Annotated in this window: 18 protein-coding genes; all 18 read left to right on the top strand. The window is 69.1% G+C overall.

Annotated elements, in window-relative coordinates; translation table 11 throughout:
• Window positions 1–5 precede the first annotated feature (5 nt).
• Window positions 6–1,127, top strand: coding sequence for a prephenate dehydratase (pheA, locus tag AC1HIL_RS13445; RefSeq protein WP_057589608.1), 1,122 nt, complete (start codon window positions 6–8; stop codon window positions 1,125–1,127).
• 19 nt (window positions 1,128–1,146) lie between these two features.
• Window positions 1,147–2,040, top strand: a complete 894-nt coding sequence (locus AC1HIL_RS13440; protein ID WP_057589607.1) for a prephenate dehydrogenase — start codon at window positions 1,147–1,149, stop codon at window positions 2,038–2,040.
• Between the two features lies 1 nt (window position 2,041).
• The gene (locus AC1HIL_RS13435; protein ID WP_479671967.1) at window positions 2,042–4,054 is read left to right on the top strand and encodes a bifunctional 3-phosphoshikimate 1-carboxyvinyltransferase/cytidylate kinase; all 2,013 of its coding nucleotides are present in this window, start codon (window positions 2,042–2,044) and stop codon (window positions 4,052–4,054) included.
• Window positions 4,055–4,250: 196 nt separating this feature from the next.
• The gene (gene rpsA / locus AC1HIL_RS13430) at window positions 4,251–5,936 is read left to right on the top strand and encodes a 30S ribosomal protein S1 (protein ID WP_057589605.1); all 1,686 of its coding nucleotides are present in this window, start codon (window positions 4,251–4,253) and stop codon (window positions 5,934–5,936) included.
• Window positions 5,937–6,010: 74 nt separating this feature from the next.
• Complete coding sequence (locus tag AC1HIL_RS13425; RefSeq protein WP_057589604.1) at window positions 6,011–6,328, top strand: integration host factor subunit beta; 318 nt, start codon at window positions 6,011–6,013, stop codon at window positions 6,326–6,328.
• A gap of 72 nt (window positions 6,329–6,400) precedes the next feature.
• Complete coding sequence (locus tag AC1HIL_RS13420) at window positions 6,401–6,739, top strand: LapA family protein (RefSeq protein WP_261210205.1); 339 nt, start codon at window positions 6,401–6,403, stop codon at window positions 6,737–6,739.
• Complete coding sequence (lapB, locus tag AC1HIL_RS13415; RefSeq protein WP_261210203.1) at window positions 6,729–7,907, top strand: lipopolysaccharide assembly protein LapB; 1,179 nt, start codon at window positions 6,729–6,731, stop codon at window positions 7,905–7,907. Before AC1HIL_RS13420 ends, lapB begins: the two co-directional genes overlap by 11 nt.
• Before the next feature lie 131 nt (window positions 7,908–8,038).
• Window positions 8,039–8,365, top strand: coding sequence for a ComEA family DNA-binding protein (locus AC1HIL_RS13410; protein WP_413764126.1), 327 nt, complete (start codon window positions 8,039–8,041; stop codon window positions 8,363–8,365).
• 236 nt (window positions 8,366–8,601) lie between these two features.
• A complete protein-coding gene (locus tag AC1HIL_RS13405; RefSeq protein ID WP_057589600.1) occupies window positions 8,602–9,570 on the top strand; it encodes a TRAP transporter substrate-binding protein in 969 nt (322 codons plus the stop codon).
• 22 nt (window positions 9,571–9,592) lie between these two features.
• Window positions 9,593–10,102, top strand: a complete 510-nt coding sequence (locus AC1HIL_RS13400) for a TRAP transporter small permease (RefSeq protein WP_057589599.1) — start codon at window positions 9,593–9,595, stop codon at window positions 10,100–10,102.
• A complete protein-coding gene (locus tag AC1HIL_RS13395) occupies window positions 10,095–11,396 on the top strand; it encodes a TRAP transporter large permease (protein WP_479671966.1) in 1,302 nt (433 codons plus the stop codon). The genes AC1HIL_RS13400 and AC1HIL_RS13395 overlap by 8 nt, the downstream gene beginning before the upstream one ends.
• A 31-nt stretch (window positions 11,397–11,427) precedes the next feature.
• Window positions 11,428–11,805 carry a fluoride efflux transporter CrcB gene (crcB, locus tag AC1HIL_RS13390; protein WP_057589597.1) on the top strand — a complete coding sequence of 126 codons (378 nt, stop codon included), beginning with the start codon at window positions 11,428–11,430 and terminating at the stop codon, window positions 11,803–11,805.
• 79 nt (window positions 11,806–11,884) lie between these two features.
• Entirely contained in the window at window positions 11,885–14,845 is a 2,961-nt protein-coding gene (locus tag AC1HIL_RS13385; protein WP_479671965.1) for a monovalent cation/H+ antiporter subunit A, read from the top strand.
• Window positions 14,845–15,207, top strand: a complete 363-nt coding sequence (locus tag AC1HIL_RS13380) for a Na+/H+ antiporter subunit C (protein ID WP_057589595.1) — start codon at window positions 14,845–14,847, stop codon at window positions 15,205–15,207. The genes AC1HIL_RS13385 and AC1HIL_RS13380 overlap by 1 nt, the downstream gene beginning before the upstream one ends.
• Complete coding sequence (locus tag AC1HIL_RS13375) at window positions 15,204–16,916, top strand: monovalent cation/H+ antiporter subunit D (protein ID WP_479671964.1); 1,713 nt, start codon at window positions 15,204–15,206, stop codon at window positions 16,914–16,916. Before AC1HIL_RS13380 ends, AC1HIL_RS13375 begins: the two co-directional genes overlap by 4 nt.
• Window positions 16,913–17,404: a Na+/H+ antiporter subunit E gene (locus tag AC1HIL_RS13370; RefSeq protein WP_261207567.1), complete on the top strand. Its 492-nt coding sequence runs from the start codon at window positions 16,913–16,915 to the stop codon at window positions 17,402–17,404. The genes AC1HIL_RS13375 and AC1HIL_RS13370 overlap by 4 nt, the downstream gene beginning before the upstream one ends.
• On the top strand, window positions 17,401–17,679 hold the full coding sequence (locus AC1HIL_RS13365) for a K+/H+ antiporter subunit F (RefSeq protein WP_057589592.1): 279 nt from the start codon (window positions 17,401–17,403) through the stop codon (window positions 17,677–17,679). The genes AC1HIL_RS13370 and AC1HIL_RS13365 overlap by 4 nt, the downstream gene beginning before the upstream one ends.
• On the top strand, window positions 17,676–18,059 hold the full coding sequence (mnhG, locus tag AC1HIL_RS13360) for a monovalent cation/H(+) antiporter subunit G (protein ID WP_261207600.1): 384 nt from the start codon (window positions 17,676–17,678) through the stop codon (window positions 18,057–18,059). The genes AC1HIL_RS13365 and mnhG overlap by 4 nt, the downstream gene beginning before the upstream one ends.
• Window positions 18,060–18,072 lie beyond the last annotated feature (13 nt).

Raw genomic sequence — 18,072 nt, 5'->3', positions numbered from 1 at the left:
CACCGATGACCGCCCCAGCTCCTACCCCGCCCTCCTCCCCCGACCATTCCGAAAGCCTCGCCGATCTGCGCGTGCAGATCGATTCGCTCGACCAGCAACTGCTGCGCCTGCTCAACGAGCGGGCCCACGTGGCGGAGCTGGTCGGCGAAGTGAAGAAACGCGAAGGCACGCCGTTCTTCCGCCCCGACCGGGTGGCCCATGTCATCGACAAGATGCAGCAGAGCAACGGCGGTCCGCTCAAGGACCTGCACGTGGCGGCGATCTGGCGCGAGATCATGTCGGCCTGCCTGGCGCTCGAGTCGCCGCAGCGCGTGGCGGTGCTCGGCCCCGAGGGCACCTTCTGCGAGCAGGCCGCCATCGAGTACTTCGGCGGCGCCGCCGACCTGATCTACTGCGCCAGCTTCGACGAGGTCTTCCACGCCACCGCCGCCGGCAGCGCACAGTACGGCGTGGTCGGCGTCGAGAATTCGACCGAGGGCGTGGTCACGCGCTCGCTCGACCTGTTCCTGCACTCGCCCACGCATGTGGTCGGCGAGGTCAGCCTGCTGGTGCGCCACCACCTGCTGCGCAGCAGCAATTCGCTCGAGGGCGTCGAAGCCGTGCTGGCCCATCCGCAGGCGCTGGCCCAGTGCCAGGGCTGGCTGACCAAGCACCTGCCGCATGCCGAGCGCCGCGCCGTGTCGAGCAATGCCGAGGGCGCACGCCTCGCGGCCGGCAACCCGGCCTTCGCGGCGCTGGCCGGCGAACGCGCGGCCACGCGCTTCGGGCTGCACATCGTGGCCCACGCGATCCAGGACGACTCCTACAACCGCACCCGCTTCTCGGTGATCTGCCTGCCGCAGACGCTCGCGATGCCGCCCGCCTCGGGCCGCGACTGCACCAGCCTGATCGTGTCGGTGCCCAACCGGCCGGGCGCGGTGCACGACCTGCTGGTGCCGCTCAAGGTCAACAACGTGTCGATGACCCGCTTCGAGTCGCGCCCCGCGCGCACCGGGCAGTGGGAGTACTACTTCTACATCGACCTCGACGGCCATCCCTCGCAGCCCAACGTGGCCGCGGCGCTGGCCGAGCTGCGCGGTCTCTGCGCGTTCTACAAGGTGCTCGGCGCCTACCCCGTCAAGGCCTGAGTCCGTCGCAAGCAAGCACATGTTCGAGCAACTGGGATTGATCGGCTGCGGCCTGATGGGCGGCTCCTTCGCGCTGGCGCTGAAGCGCGCCAGGCTGGTGAAACGGGTGGTGGGCTACAGCAAGTCGCCCTCCACCACCGAGAAGGCCCGGCAGCTCGGCGTGATCGACGTCGCCGCGCCCTCGGCGCTGCTGGCGGTGTCGGGCGCCGACATCGTGCTGCTGGCCGTGCCGGTGGCGGCCTCGGAAGCCACCTTCAAGGCGATCCGCCACGGCATCGGCAGCGACGCGCTGGTGATGGACGTCGGCTCCACCAAGGGCGACGTCATCGAAGCCGCGCGCCGTGGCCTGCAGGGGCAGCTCGGCAACTTCGTGCCGGCGCACCCGATCGCGGGCAAGGAAGTCTCGGGCATCGAGCATGCCGAGGCCTCGCTGTTCACCGGCCGGCAAGTGGTGCTCACCCCGATCAAGTCCACGCTGCGCTCCAACGTGCAGCGCGCCTCGCAGGTCTGGAGCGGCATCGGCGCCAACGTGCTCACCATGACCCACGAGGAGCACGACGGCGCCTTCGCCGCCGTGAGCCACCTGCCGCACCTGCTGGCCTTCGCCTACGTCAACGGCCTCGCCGGCCAGCCGCAGGGCGATCGCTTCCTGGGCCTCGCGGGCCCGGGCTTTCGCGACTTCTCGCGCATCGCCGCGAGCGACCCCGTGATGTGGCGCGACGTGCTGCTGGCCAACCGCGAGCAGGTGCTGGCGCAGTCGCGCGCCTTCCGCGCCGCGCTGCTCGAGATGGAAAACGCCATGGCCGAGGGCGAATCGCAGGCCCTCGAGCAGTCGATCGCGCGCGCCCGCCGGGTTCGGGCCGCCTGGCAGCCCGGCGCCTCGTCGTCGCCCGATTCGCAGCAGGACGCTTGAGATGTACGCCTCGGCCTTCCTCGATCTCCCCGCGCTGACCGGCGCCTCGGGCACGGTGCAGCTGCCCGGCTCCAAGAGCATCTCGAACCGGGTGCTGCTGCTGGCCGCGCTCGCGAGCGGCACCACCACCCTGCACGACGTGCTCGATTCGGACGACACGCGCGTCATGCTCGATGCGCTGCGCGCGCTGGGCTGCGGCGTCGAGCCCGCCGGCAATCAGGTGCGCATCACCGGCATCGGCGGCCGGGCGATCGGCAACACCGAGCTGCTGTCGCTGTTCCTCGGCAACGCCGGCACCGCGATGCGGCCGCTGACCGCGGCACTGTCGCTGCTGGGCGGCGAATTCGAGCTGCGCGGCGTGCCGCGCATGCACGAGCGCCCGATCGGCGACCTGGTCGACGCCCTCACCCAGCTGGGCTGCCGCATCGACTACCTCGGCAATCCCGGCTACCCGCCGCTTCGCATCCATCCGGTGCCGCACGGCGAGCTGGTGCTCGACGCCCCGATCCGCGTGCGCGGCGACGTCTCGAGCCAGTTCCTCACCGCCCTGTTGCTCGCGCTGCCCCTCGCAGCGGCGAGCGACATCACGATCGAGGTCGTCGGCGAGCTGATCTCCAAGCCCTACATCGAGATCACGCTGAACCTGCTGGCGCGCTTCGGCATCGCGGTGCGGCGCGACGGCTGGGAGCGCTTCACGATTCCCGCCGGCAGCAGCTACCGCTCGCCGGGCGACATCCATGTCGAGGCCGACGCCTCGTCCGCCAGCTATTTCATCGCGCTGGGCGCCATCGCAACGGCCGCGTCCGGGCCCGACGGCATCCGGATCGAGGGCGTGGGCGCCGATTCGATCCAGGGCGACATCCGTTTCGTCGACGCCGCGCGCCAGATGGGCGCCGAGGTCGACAGCGGCCCGAACTGGCTCGCGGTGCGCCGCGGGGCCTGGCCGCTCAAGGCCATCGACCTCGACGCCAACCACATCCCCGACGCGGCGATGACCTTGGCCGTGATGGCGCTCTACGCCGACGGCCCCAGCACCCTGCGCAACATCGCGAGCTGGCGCGTCAAGGAAACCGACCGCATCGACGCCATGGCCAACGAGCTGCGCAAGCTCGGCGCCACGGTCGAGGCCGGGCCCGACTTCATCCGCGTGCATCCGCTGGCGCCGGCCGGCTGGCGGCCCGCGAGCATCCGCACCTACGACGACCACCGGGTCGCCATGTGCTTCTCGCTCGCCGCCTTCAACCCGGCGCGGGTGCCGGTGCGCATCCTCGAGCCGCACTGCGTCGCCAAGACCTTCCCCGACTACTTCGAGACCCTGTTCTCGGTCTCCACGGCCGCCGACATCCCGGTGATCAGCATCGACGGCCCGACCGCCTCGGGCAAGGGCACGCTGGCCTCCGAAGTGGCGCGCCTGCTGGGCTACCACTACCTCGACTCGGGCTCGCTCTACCGCGTGACCGGTCTGGCCATGCGCCGTGCCGGCCTGAGCGCCGACGCCGCGCACGAGGCGCGGATCGCCGCGCTGGCCGCCGCCCTGCCGCTGCAGTTCGTCGAGGGCAAGGTGCTGCTGGACGGCGAGGACGTCAGCGAGGACATCCGCTCCGAGGCCGCCGGCATGGACGCCTCGCGCGTCTCCACGCTGCCGGCCGTGCGCGAGGCCCTGCTGGGCCTGCAGCAGCGCTTCCGCCAGCTGCCGGGCCTGGTGGCCGACGGCCGCGACATGGGCACGGTGATCTTCCCCGACGCCGCGCTCAAGGTGTTCCTGACCGCGAGCGCCGCCCAGCGCGCCGAGCGGCGCCATAAGCAGTTGATTTCAAAGGGTATTTCGACTACACTCGACAGTCTTCGCTCCGACCTGGAGGCGCGCGACGCCAGGGACTCGTCCCGCAGCGTCGCCCCCTTGAAGCCGGCGCAGGACGCGCGCCACCTCGACAACTCCCAGCTCTCGATCGAGCAATCGATCGACACGGTATTGGACTGGTGGCGACAAGTGCAGCCTTTCGAGTCCGCTTGAAAGGCTCGCGCCCACCGGGGTTCCGGGGGGCGCCTACCGCTCCAGAAGGCTCCCTTCGCGCGACAGCGCACCGGCCTTCTGGTTGTTCAACCAACCGGGCTTCCGCCCACAACCAACCGCCGTCTCCAGATCCAGTGCAGTCGCACGCAATGTCGCAAGAGCGCCTGCCAACCCTGCCTGACGGAAGGAACCATAAATGTCTGAATCTTTTGCCGACCTATTCGAAGAGTCCCTGAAGCGTTCCGAAATGCGCACCGGCGAGGTCATCACGGCCGAAGTCGTGCGTGTCGAACACAACCACGTCGTCGTCAACGCCGGTCTGAAGTCCGAAGCGTATGTGCCGATCGAAGAGTTCAAGAACGACAAGGGCGAACTCGAAGTCCAGGCCGGCGATTTCGTTTCCGTTGCCATCGGCAGCGTTGAAAACGGCTACGGCGACACCATCCTCTCGCGCGACACCGCCAAGCGCCTCGCTTCGTGGCTGGCCCTCGAGAAGGCGCTGGAATCGGGCGACTTCGTCACCGGCACCACCAGCGGCAAGGTCAAGGGCGGCCTCACGGTGCTCGTCAACGGCATCCGCGCGTTCCTGCCGGGTTCGCTGATCGACACGCGTCCGATCAAGGACCTGACCCCGTACGAGAACAAGACCCTCGAATTCAAGGTCATCAAGCTCGACCGCAAGCGCAACAACGTCGTGCTGTCGCGCCGTGCCGTGGTCGAAGCCAGCATGGGCGAAGAACGCGCCAAGCTGATGGAAACCCTGAAGGAAGGCGCTGTGGTCCGCGGCGTGGTCAAGAACATCACCGAATACGGTGCGTTCGTGGACCTCGGCGGCATCGACGGCCTGCTGCACATCACCGACATGGCATGGCGCCGCGTCCGCCACCCGAGCGAAGTCGTTCAGGCCGGCCAGGAAATCACCGCCAAGATCCTCAAGTTCGACACCGAGAAGAACCGTGTCTCGCTGGGTCTCAAGCAGATGGGCGACGACCCGTGGATGGGCGTTTCGCGCCGCTACCCGCAATCGACCCGCCTGTTCGGCAAGGTCACGAACATTGCCGACTACGGCGCGTTCGTCGAGCTCGAACCCGGCATCGAAGGCCTGGTGCACGTCTCGGAAATGGACTGGACCAACAAGAACATCGCTCCGAACAAGATCGTCTCGCTGGGCGACGAAGTCGAAGTCATGGTCCTCGAGATCGACGAAGACAAGCGCCGCATCAGCCTGGGCATGAAGCAGTGCAAGGCCAACCCGTGGCAAGAGTTCGCTCAGAACACGAAGCGTGGCGACCGCGTCAAGGGCCCGATCAAGTCGATCACCGACTTCGGCGTGTTCGTGGGCCTGGCTGCCGGCATCGACGGCCTGGTTCACCTGTCCGACCTCTCGTGGAACGAAGCCGGCGAAACCGCCGTTCGCAACTACAAGAAGGGCCAGGAAGTCGAAGCGATCGTGCTGGCCGTCGACGTGGACCGCGAGCGCATCTCGCTGGGCATCAAGCAGCTCGACAGCGACCCGTTCACCACCTTCACCACGGTGAATGACAAGGGCCAGATCGTGACCGGCAAGGTCAAGACGGTCGACGCCCGCGGCGCCGAGATCGACCTGGGCGAAGACATCATCGGCTACCTGCGTGCTTCGGAAATCTCGCGCGACCGCGTCGAAGATGCCCGCAACGTGCTCAAGGAAGGCGACGAAGTCACGGCCATCGTCGTGAACGTGGATCGCAAGACCCGCAACATCCAGCTGTCGATCAAGCAGAAGGACATGGTCGACGAGCAAGGCGCCATGGCCAGCCTGAGCCAGCAGTCGGCACGCGAGAACGCGGGCACGACGAGCCTGGGCGCCCTGCTGCGCGCCAAGCTGGACAACAGCGACAAGTAAGCCGTCGCCCGAAGACAGAGCAGGCCCTGGTGGCCTCTCTGTCTTTTTTTTCGCCCCTGCTTTTGCTTTGACCTATGACCCGCTCTGACCTCGTCGAAGAACTCGCAGCGCGCTTTGCGCAACTCACCCACCGGGATGCCGAATACGCCGTCAAGACCATCCTCGACGCGATGAGCGATGCCCTGGTGCGCGGGCACCGGATCGAGATCCGCGGCTTCGGCAGCTTCTCGGTCAACCGGCGTCCGCCGCGCATCGGCCGCAACCCGCGCTCGGGCGAGAGCGTGCAGATTCCAGAGAAGCGCGTGCCGCACTTCAAGCCCGGCAAGGCCCTGCGCGAGGCGGTCGACGCCCGCAGCGCCGAACTCGGCATCAAGACGACGCCGAAGGCCTGAACCCGGCCCCCATCGGCGCGGACCATCCGGCGCAGGTGCAACCGTAGAATCGTCCCGCCAACGGGACCGCGCATGAAATACCTCCTGTGGCTGCTCAAGGCAGCCATTTTTTTTACGCTCTTCGCCTTCGCGCTGAACAACCAGCACGACGCGACCGTCTATTTCTTCTTCGGCACCTACTGGCGCGCGCCGCTGGTGCTGGTCGTGCTGGCCGCCTTCGCGGGCGGCCTCGTGGTGGGCGCGCTCGGCATGCTGCCGGGCTGGTGGAAGCACCGCAGCGCCGCCGCGCAACTGCCGGCCACGACCGCGGGCAACCCCACGCCCACCGCGACGGCCGCCGTGCCGGCCACCACCCCGGCGCCGACCATCGCCGCCACCGACCTTCCCGCCGTACGCCAACATGGACTTTGATCCCAGCTGGTTGCTGATCAGCCTGCCCGTCGCCTTCGTCCTGGGCTGGCTGGCTTCCCGTTTCGACATCCGCCAGCTCAAGCTCGAGAACCGCCAGGCCCCCAAGGCCTACTTCCGCGGCCTCAACTTCCTGCTCAACGAGCAGCAGGACCAGGCCATCGACGCTTTCATCGAGGCGGTGCAGAACGACCCCGACACGCAGGAGCTGCACTTCGCGCTCGGCAACCTGTTCCGCCGCCGCGGCGAGTACCAGCGCGCGGTGCGCGTGCACGAGCACCTGCTCGGCCGCGGCGACCTGAGCCGCGGCGACCGCGAGCGCGCCCAGCACGCGCTGGCGCAGGACTTCCTGCGCGCCGGCCTGCTCGATCGCGCCGAGGCCGCGCTGCAGAAGCTCGAGGGCACGCGTTACGAGAACGAGGCACGGCTCGCGCTGCTGGCCATCTACGAACGCTCGCGCGAATGGAGCCAGGCCGCCGACGTGGCGCGCAAGCTCGACGAATCCGACCAGGCCAGCTACGGCACGCGCCGCGCGCACCACCTGTGCGAGCAGGCCGCCGAACAGGTCGGCATGGGCGACCTCGCTGCCGCGCGCCGCCTGCTCGAGCAGGCCGTGGCCCAGGCGCCGCAGGCACCGCGTCCGGCCATCGACACCGCGACCTTGCAACTGCGCAGCGGCGAGGCCGGCGCCGCCTTCGACACCCTCGTGGCCCTGAGCGACACCGCGCCGCTCGCGCTGCCGCTGTACGCCGCCGCGCTGCAGCAGGCCGCCGTGGCGGCGCAGCGCACGCCCGAGGCGCTCGCGCTGCTGCAGCGGCGCTATGCCGAATCGCCGTCGATCGACGTGCTCGAGGCGTTGATCGCGCTCGGCGGCGCACCCGCCGACACCGCACCCGAGGCCGAGGGCGCGCAGCCCGTGCCGCGCGACGGCTACATCGCGCATCTCGCGCACCAGCCCTCGCTGGTCGCGGCCTCGCGCTGGCTCGCGGGCGAACGCTTCGAGCACGAGCAGTTCCATCCGCAGGTGCAGCGCGCGCTCGACCAGGCCACGCGGCCGCTGATGCGCTACCGCTGCGCGGCCTGCGGCTTCGAGGCGCACCAGCACTTCTGGCACTGCCCCGGCTGCCAGGCCTGGGACAGCTATCCGCCGCGCCGCGTCGAAGAGCTCTGAGCAGCTTCGATCACCTTGCTGAACAATGGTGGCCGCTCGCACGCGGCCGTCAACGCCCCGTTCGAAGCCCTCGTTGAGCCGAAGCCGACGTCTTGTCGGCGCATCAAAAGCATCAACGAGGGAGTTCAAACATGTTCAAGCAAATCGTGGCCACGGCCGCCCTGCTGTTCGCCGCCGCATCGTTCGCGGCGGTCGATGTCAACAAGGGCAGCGAAGCCGATCTCGACGGCCTGAAGGGCGTGGGGCCCGCGCTCTCCAAGCGCATCCTCGACGCGCGCAAGCAGGGCGAGTTCAAGGACTGGGCCGATCTCATGCAGCGCGTGAAGGGCGTGAAGGAAAAGGCCGCGGCCAGGCTCTCGGCCGAGGGCCTCACGGTCAACGGCAAGGCCTACGCGGGCGGCGAGGCACCCGTGGCTGCCAGGAGCGACAAGGCGGTGAAGAGCGCCGCCAAGCAATAACGAACGAGGCCGATCGAGACCCGCATCGGCAGACCCATGACGGGTTCGCGAGGCCGCGCAGCCGGCCTCGCCAGGGCCGCCCGCGGAGCCCTCCGCGCGGCGGCTTTCTTCATCCCGAAGTCATGCCGCGAACGCAACGCCGGCGCGCACCATGACAGGGAAAGGCCTCAGCAAGTGGCCCGGAATTTGCACGTATGCTCGCTTTCGTTTTCACTTTCAAACGAACCGGAGCGCTCATGAATCACAAGTTCGGCATTGCCCTCGCGGGCCTCACCCTCGGCGCCGCGGCCTTCGCCCAGACCAAGTGGGACCTGCCTACCGCCTATCCGGCCAGCAACTTCCACACCGAGAACATCACGCAGTTCGCGAGCGACGTGGACAAGGGCAGCGCGGGCAAGCTCAAGATCACGGTGCATTCGAACGCCTCGCTGTTCAAGGCGCCCGAGATCAAGCGCGCGGTGCAGGGCGGCCAGGCGCAGCTCGGCGAGATCCTGCTGGTGAACTACCAGAACGAGTGGCAGCTCTTCGGTGCCGACGGCATCCCCTTCCTGGCCGACAGCTACGACGCGGCCTGGAAGCTCTACCAGGCGCAGAAGCCCGCGCTCGAGAAGAAGCTCGCCGAGCAGGGCATCCAGCTCCTCTACACGGTGGCCTGGCCGCCGCAGGGCATCTTCGTCAAGAAGGAGATCGCCTCGGCAGCCGACCTCAAGGGCGTGAAGTGGCGCGCCTACAGTCCCGCCACCGCGCGCATCGGCGAACTGGTCGGCGCGCAGCCCGTCACCGTGCAGCAGGCCGAGCTCTCGCAGGCCATGGCCACCGGCGTGATCGAGTCGTACATGTCCTCGGGCTCCACCGGCTACGACACCAAGACCTACGAGTACATCAAGAACTTCTACGACACCCAGGCCTGGCTGCCGAAGAACGCGGTGCTGATGAACAAGAAGGCCTTCGACGCGCTCGACAAGCCCACGCAGGACGCCGTGCTCAAGGCCGCCGCCGATGCCGAGAAGCGCGGCTGGGACCTGTCGAAGAAGAAGAACCTCGAGTACCTCGACCTGCTCAAGAAGAACGGCATGACGGTGCACGTTCCCTCGGCCCAGCTCAAGTCCGACATGAAGAAGGTCGGCGACACCATGATCAAGGAATGGACCGAGAAGGCCGGCCCCGAGGGCCAGGCCGTGGTCGACGCCTACAAGAAGATGTGAGCGAGCGTCCCGACGGCACCCGATGCGCAAGACGCTCGACTTTCTCTACATGAGCGCCGCCGCCCTGGCGGCGCTTTTCATGGTGGGCCTGCTGGTGGCGGTGCTCCTGTCCATCATCGGCCGCCAGCTTCACTTCAACATTCCCGGCATCGACGCCTATGCCGGCTACATGATGGCCGGCGCGGGCTTCCTCGCGCTGGCGCACACGCTCAAGCGCGCCGAGCACATCCGCGTGACGCTGGTGCTGCAGAACCTGCCCCCCGCCGCGCAGCGCTGGCTCGAGCGCTGGGCCATGGGCGCGGCGGCGCTGCTGGCGCTGCTGTTCGCCTGGTACAGCGTGCGCCTGGCCTGGCAATCGTTCGACTACCACGACATCTCCACGAGCAACGACGCCACCCCGCTGTGGATCCCGCAGCTGTCGATGGCACTCGGCGTCGTCGTCTTCGCGATCGCCGCGATCGACGAGTTCGTGATCGAGTGGCGGGGCCGCCCGGCCAGGGCGGCCGGAACGGAGGCGCTGCGCCATGAGTGACATCGCGATCGCCGGCCTCCTGATCCTCTCGCTGTTCCTGATCCTGGGCAGCGGCGTGTGGATCGGCCTCACGCTCTCGGGCGTCGCATGGATCGCGATGCAGGTCTTCTCCTCGCGCCCCGCGGGCGACGCGATGGCGGTCACCATCTGGGGCTCGGCCTCGAGCTGGACGCTCACCGCGCTGCCGCTGTTCGTGTGGATGGGCGAGATCCTGTTCCGCACGCGGCTGTCGCAGGACATGTTCAAGGGCCTCGCGCCCTGGATGCAGGCCCTGCCGGGCCGGCTGCTGCACACCAACGTGGTGGGCTGCGCGATCTTCGCGGCCGTCTCGGGCTCGAGCGCTGCGACCTGCGCCACCATCGGCAAGATGAGCCTGCCCGAGCTCAAGCGCCGCGGCTATCCCGACGACATGGTGATCGGCACGCTGGCCGGCGCCGGCACGCTGGGCCTGCTGATCCCGCCGTCGATCATCATGATCGTCTACGGCGTCAGCGCCGACGTGTCGATCGCGCGGCTGTTCATCGCGGGCATCGTGCCGAGCATCCTGCTGGCGCTGCTGTTCTCGGGCTACATCGCGTTCTGGGCCCTGCGCCATCCCGAGCGCGTGCCGCCCGCGGACGCCAGGCTGCCCTTCGTCGAGAAGCTCAAGGCCTCGATGTCGCTGATCCCGGTGGCGCTGCTGATCGCCGCGGTGCTGGGTTCGATCTACGCGGGCATCGCCACGGCCACCGAGGCCGCGGCCGTGGGCGTGGTGGGCGCGCTGATCATCTCGGCCTCGCAGGGGGCGCTGAGCTGGACGACCTTCAAGGAAGCGCTGCTGGGCGCGACGCGCCTCTATTGCATGATGGCGCTGATCCTCGCGGGCGCGGCCTTCCTCACGCTGGCCATGGGCTACATCGGCCTGCCGCGCCACCTGGCCGAATGGATCGGCTCGCTGGGCCTGTCGAAGTTCCAGCTGGTGGTGATGCTCGCGCTGTTCTACATCGTGCTGGGCTGCTTCCTCGACGGCATCTCGATGGTGGTGCTGACCATGGGCGTGATCATGCCCACGGTGATCTCGGCGGGCATCGACCCGATCTGGTTCGGCATCTTCATCGTGCTGGTGGTCGAGATGGCGCAGATCACGCCACCGGTGGGCTTCAACCTGTTCGTGCTGCAGGGCATGACCGGCAAGGACCTGCTGTACATCGCGCGCGTGACGCTGCCGATGTTCTTCCTGATGGTGGCCGCGGTGCTGCTCGTCTACTTCGTGCCGCAGCTCGTGACCTGGCTGCCGCAGCAGATGGCGCCCTGAAGCTTTCACGCCCCGGGCCGACAATCGCCGCATGCTCGTTCCGATTCTCGCGATCTGCGTCGGCGCCTCCATCGGCGCCCTGTCCCGCTGGGGTCTCGCGCTCTGGCTCGGTGTCGGCGGCCTCATGCCCTGGGGCACGCTGGCCGCCAACCTGATCGGCGGCTACCTGGTCGGTCTGGCCGTCGCCACCTTCCAGCTGCTGCCCAACCTCGATCCGGTCTGGCGGCTCGCGCTGGTGACCGGCTTCCTCGGCGGCCTCACCACCTTCTCGAGCTTCTCGGCCGAAGTCACGACCATGCTGCTCGAAGGCCGGCTCGGCGTGGCCCTTGTCACGGCCGCCGCCCACCTGGGCGGATCGCTGTGCCTGACCTGGCTGGGCATCCGCACCGTGCAGGTCTTGTCGGCCTGATCGGCCACGAAAAAACCGCCTTATGTCCTGCGGTTATAGATACCGGCGCCGATAGAGGCGGCCGATAGAATCGACCGCAATGCCCCTCGTCCTGCTCGTCGCACTCCCGTTCCTTGCCAGCGTGCTGGCGGCCTTGATGCCGTCGAACGCGCGCAACCGGGAGTCCACGCTCGCGGGGCTGGTCGCGCTGGGCTGCGCGGTGCAGACGGCCTGGCTCTTCCCCCGGCTTGCCAACGGCAACGTGCTGCGCCACGAGATCGAATGGCTGCCCGCGCTGGGCCTGAACCTGGTGTTCCGCATGGACGGCTTCGCCTGGCTGTTCTGCATGCTGGTGCTGGGCATCGGCTCGCTGGTGGTGCTCTATGCGCGCTACTACATGTCGGCCTCCGACCCGGTGCCGCGCTTCTTCTCGTTCTTCCTCGCGTTCATGGGCGCGATGATGGGCGTGGTGCTCTCGGGCAACCTGATCCAGATGGTGCTGTTCTGGGAGCTCACCAGCCTGTTCTCCTTCCTGCTGATCGGCTACTGGCACCACCGGCGCGATGCCCGGCGCGGCGCGCGCATGGCGCTCACGGTCACCGGCGCGGGCGGGCTGTGCCTGCTGGCCGGCGTGCTGGTGCTGGGCCGCATCGTCGGCAGCTACGAGCTCGACGTGGTGCTGGCCTCGGGCGACGCGATCCGCGCCCACGCGCTGTACCCGGTGGCGCTGGTGCTGATCTTGCTGGGCGCCTTCACCAAGAGCGCGCAGTTCCCGTTCCACTTCTGGCTGCCGCGCGCCATGGCCGCGCCCACGCCGGTGTCGGCCTACCTGCACTCGGCCACCATGGTGAAGCTCGGCGTGTTCCTGATGGCACGGCTGTGGCCCGTGCTCTCGGGCACCGAGCAGTGGTTCTGGCTGGTGGGCGGCGCGGGCGCGATCACGCTGCTGCTCGGCGGCTTCATCGCGATGTTCCAGCGCGACCTCAAGGCACTGCTGGCCTACTCGACCATCTCGCACCTCGGCCTCATCACCCTGCTGCTGGGCCTCAACAGCCCGCTCGCGGCGGTGGCGGCGGTGTTCCACGTCATGAACCACGCGACCTTCAAGGCCTCGCTGTTCATGGCCGCCGGCATCATCGACCACGAGACCGGCACGCGCGACATCCGCAAGCTCAGCGGCCTGATGAAGCTGATGCCGATCACGGGCACGCTGGCCATCATCGCCAGCGCCTCGATGGCCGGCGTACCGCTGCTCAACGGCTTCCTCTCGAAGGAGATGTTCTTCGCCGAGACGGTGTTCATCCAGTCCACGCCCTGGGTCGACTTCAGCCTGCCGCTGATCGCCACGCTGGCCGGCATCTTCAGCGTGGCCTATTCGGCGCGCTTCGTGTTCGACGTGTTCTTCGGCGCGCCCTGCGGCAACGAGGTGCCCAAGCCGCCGCACGAGCCGCCGCACTGGATGCGCGTGCCGGTCGAGCTGCTGGTGCTGATCTGCCTGGTGGTGGGCGTGGCGCCGGCCTGGTCGGTCGGCCCGATGCTGGCCACCGCGGCCGCGCCCGTGGTCGGCGGCATCCTGCCCGAGTACAGCCTGGCCGTGTGGCACGGCTTCAACCTGCCGCTCCTGATGAGCTTCGTCGCCCTGGCGGGCGGCGCCGGGCTCTACCTGCTGCAGCGCCGCCAGCGCGCGGCCGGCGGCCTCGAGAACACGCCGCTCCTGCACCGCTTCGACGGCCAGGTGATCTTCGAGCACCTGATCGCGCTGCTGAGCGAGGCCGGCCGCCGCAGCCGCCGCCTGTTCGGCACGCGCCGCATGCAGACCCAGCTGCTGCTGCTCGTGGTGGTGGCCGTGGCCGGCGCCTTCGCGGCGCTCGAGCAGACGCCCGCGGCCGCCGGCACGCGCGAACTGCTGCCCTTCTCGACGATGTTCGCCATGACCTGGCTGATCGGCGGCGTCTGCGCGCTGGCCGCCGCCTGGCAGGCCAAGTTCCACCGGCTCGCGGCGCTGATGCTGGCCGCGGGCGCGGGCCTGGTCTCGTGCGTCACCTACATCTGGTTCTCGGCGCCCGACCTCGCGCTCACGCAGCTGGTGGTCGAGGCCGTGACCACCGTGCTGATCCTGCTGGGCCTGCGCTGGCTGCCGATGCGCAGCAAGGACGCGGTGCAGACCGCGAGCGCGCGCCTGCGCCCCTGGGGCCGGCGCGGCCGCGACCTGCTGGTGGCCACGGTCGCGGGATGCGGCATGGCGGCGCTGGCCTGGGCCATGATGACGCGCACCTTCCCGCAGAGCATCTCGCCCTTCTTCCTCGAGCGCGCGCTCAGCGAGGGCGGCGGCACCAACGTGGTCAACGTGATGCTGGTCGACTTCCGCGGCTTCGACACCTTCGGCGAGATCACCGTGCTCGGCGTGGTGGCGCTCACCGTCTATGCGCTGCTGCGCCGCTTCCGGCCCGCGGTCGAATCGATGGCGCTGCCGCCGCAGCAGCGCGCCCAGGCCGACGACGGCAGCAGCGACCTGCTGAACCCGCGCCGCGCCAAGGACACCGCCGTCGGCTACCTGATGGTGCCCGCGGTGCTGGTGCGCCTGCTGCTGCCGCTGTCGGTGCTGGTGGCGGTCTATCTCTTCATGCGCGGCCACAACGCGCCCGGTGGCGGCTTCGTCGCGGGGCTGGTGATGTCGGTGGCGCTGGTGCTGCAGTTCATCGTCTCGGGCACCGAGTGGGTGGAGGAGCACCTGCGCATCTACCCGCGCCGCTGGATCGCGATCGGCCTGCTGTTCGCGCTGGGCACCGGCGGCGGCGCTGTCTTCTTCGGCTACCCCTTCCTGACCACGCACACCGCCCACCTGCACCTGCCGGTGCTCGGCGACATCCACGTGCCCAGTGCTCTCTTCTTCGACATCGGCGTGTTCGCGCTGGTGCTCGGTGCCACCATGCTGATCCTCACCGCGCTCGCGCACCAGTCGGTGCGCAGCCATCGCTGGGCCGACGAGCAGGCCGAGAAGGAGGCGCAGGCCGAAGCGGATGCGCTGGCGGCCGGCGCCACGCCGGAGGGAGCGCGCTGATGGAAATCGTGCTCGCCCTCGCGATCGGCGTGCTGACCGGCTCGGGTGTCTACCTGCTGCTGCGTCCGCGCACCTTCCAGGTGATCATGGGCCTCACGCTCATCTCGTACGCGGTCAATCTCTTCATCTTCAGCATGGGCCGGCTCAAGGTCGACAGCGAGCCGGTGCTGATCCCCGGCTTCGCGGCCACCCTGGCCAACACCGCCGACCCGATGCCGCAGGCGCTGGTGCTCACCGCGATCGTGATCGGCTTCGCGATGACCGCGCTGTTCCTGGTGGTGCTGCTGGCCTCGCGCGGCCTGACCGGCACCGACCACGTGGACGGCGAGGAACGCCAGGAACAGGAGGAGGCGCGCGAATGACCGAGCTCTTCAGCCTGCTCGACCGCTTGCTCGACATCAGCATGCCGCACCTGGTGGCGGTGCCGATCCTGGTGCCGATGCTCACGGCCGCCTTGATGCTGCTGCTGGGCGAGCAGCGCCGCCGTACCAAGTCCTTCCTCAGCGTGGTCTCGGGCCTGGTGGGCCTCATGGCCGCGCTCGCGCTGCTGCGCTGGGTCAACGCGGCCGACACCGGCGGCGGCCCGGGCTCGATCGGCGTCTACCTGCCGGGCAACTGGCGCGCGCCCTTCGGCATCGTGCTGGTGGCCGACCGGCTCTCGACCATGATGGTGGCGCTGACCGGCGTGATCGCCTTCGCCGCCTCGATCTACTCCACCTCGCGCTGGGACCGCGCGGGCGTGCACTTCCATCCGCTGCTGCAGCTGCAGCTCATGGGCCTGAACGGCGCCTTCCTCACCGGCGACCTGTTCAACCTGTTCGTGTTCTTCGAGGTCATGCTGGCCGCCTCCTACGGCCTGCTGCTGCACGGCTCGGGCCGGCTGCGGGTGCAGGCCGGGCTGCACTACATCGCGATCAACCTCGCGGCTTCCTCGCTGTTCCTGATCGGCGCGGCCATGCTGTACGGCGCCACCGGCACGCTCAACATGGCCGACCTGGGGCTGCGCATCGCCCAGCTCGCGCCCGGCGACCGCGGCCTGGTGCACGCGGCCGCGGCCATCCTGTTCACCGCCTTCTTCGCCAAGGCCGGGGCCTGGCCGCTCAACTTCTGGCTGGTACCGGCCTACAGCGCGGCCGTGTCGCCGGTGGGCGCGGTGTTCGCGCTGCTCACCAAGCTCGGCGTCTACACCGTGCTGAGGCTGTGGACCGTGCTGTTCGCGCCCGACACCGGTGCCTCGGCCGAGTTCGGCCAGGTGGTGCTGATCGGCGCCGGCATCGCCACGCTGTTCGTCGCGGCCATCGGCATCGTCGGCACGCAGCGGCTGTCGAACCTCGCGGGCTTCAGCGTGCTGATCTCGGCCGGCACGCTGCTCACCGCCGTCGGGCTGGGCCAGCCCGATGTCTGGGCCGGCGCGCTGTTCTACATGCTGAGCTCCACCCTCGCGGTGGCCGCCTTCTTCCTGCTGATCGACATGATCGAGCGCTGGCGCAACGCCGGCATGAGCGTGGCGCCGCACGAGGCCGCCGGCACCGCCCCCTTCCTGGCCGAGGACCTGAGCGCGCTGAGCGACGTGAACCTCGACGACGACGCGCAGGCGCTCTACGGCCGCGCCATTCCGGCCGGCGTGGCCTTCCTGGGCCTGAGCTTCATGATCTGCACGCTGCTGCTCACGGGCCTGCCGCCGCTGTCGGGCTTCGTCGGCAAGTTCGCGATGCTCTCGGGGCTGATGGGCTCGAGCGCCGCCCTCACCGCCGCCGACTGGACCTTCCTCGTGCTGCTGATCGCCTCGGGCTTCCTCGCGCTGATCGCGCTGACCCGCACCGGCATCCGCCATTTCTGGACCCAGCCGCATGCCAACCTGCCCTCGCTGCCCGCGCTCGAGGTGCTGCCGGTGGCCGGGCTGATCGCGGCCTGCATCGCGCTCACCGTCTGGTCCGAGCCGGTGCTGCGCCACGCGATGGCCACCGCCGAGGGCCTGCGCACGCCGAGCGCCTACCGCGAAGCGGTGATGGGCGCGCGGCAGGTGCCGAACCCGGCGCCCAAGGGCGATACGAAGGCCGGCACGCCATGAAGCGCCTGATCCCCTCCCCGCCGCTGTCGGTCGCGCTGTTCGTCGTCTGGCTGCTGCTCAACCAGTCGCTCGAGGCCAGCACGCTGGTGTCGGGCCTGCTGCTGGCGGTCGCCGTGCCGCTGCTGACCAAGGGCCTGCGGCCCGCCACCGTGCGCATGCGCCGGCCCGGCGTGGCGCTGCGGCTGTCGGCCGTCGTGCTCTACGACATGTCGCTGTCGGTGTTCGCGGTGGCGCGCGCGCTGCTCACGCGCCGCAGCGACCGGATCCATTCGAACTTCCTGCGCATACCGCTCGATTTGCGCGACCCCAACGGCCTCGCGGTGCTCGCGATGATCATGTGCCTCACGCCCGGCACCGCCTGGGGCGAGGTGGCCTTCGACCGCAGCACCCTGCTGATCCACGTCTTCGACCTCGACGACGAGGCGGCCTTCATCGCGCAGATCAAGAGCCGCTACGAACGTCCGCTGATGGAGATCTTCGAATCATGACGCCCATCCTCTTCTGGTCGCTCAAGTTCGCGCTGTTCCTGCTCGCGGTGGCGATGCTGTGCGCCGTCGCGCGCCTGCTGATCGGCCCCACCGCGCAGGATCGCGTGATGGCGCTCGACTGCCTCTACATCAACGGCATGCTGATGATGCTGGTGCTGGGCATCGTCTACGCGAGCGACGTGTACTTCGGCGCCGCGATGCTGATCGCGCTGTTCGGCTTCGTCAGCTCGACGGCGATGGCCAAGTTCCTGCTGCGCGGGGAGGTCATCGAATGAGCGATTTCATCGTGGGGCCGCTGCCGCTGTGGGCCGAGGTCGTCACCGGCGTGTTCGCCGTGCTGGGCGCGGCCTTCGCGGCCATCGGCTCTTTCGGCCTGGTGCGGCTGCCGAGCTTCTTCCGCCGCATCCACGCGCCTACCCTGGGCGCCACCGGCGGCGTGTGGTCGATGATGGTCGCGACCATCGTCTACTTCTCGGTGCAGAGCCACAGCCTGTTCCTGCACGCGACCCTGATCGCGCTGTTCGTGGCGCTCACCACGCCCGTCACCACCATCTTCCTGATGCGCGCCGCGCTGTTCCGCGAGCGGCAGAAGCACGGCGACGTGCCGCCGCCCGCGCCCTCGGACCAGGGGCCGATCCCGCCCTACAAGGGCTGAAGGCCCGCGGCGT

It is taken from the genome of Variovorax sp. ISS6 (assembly GCF_056523145.1).
Note: the sequence above shows the minus strand (reverse complement) of the source record. Positions and strands in the feature narration are given on the sequence as shown.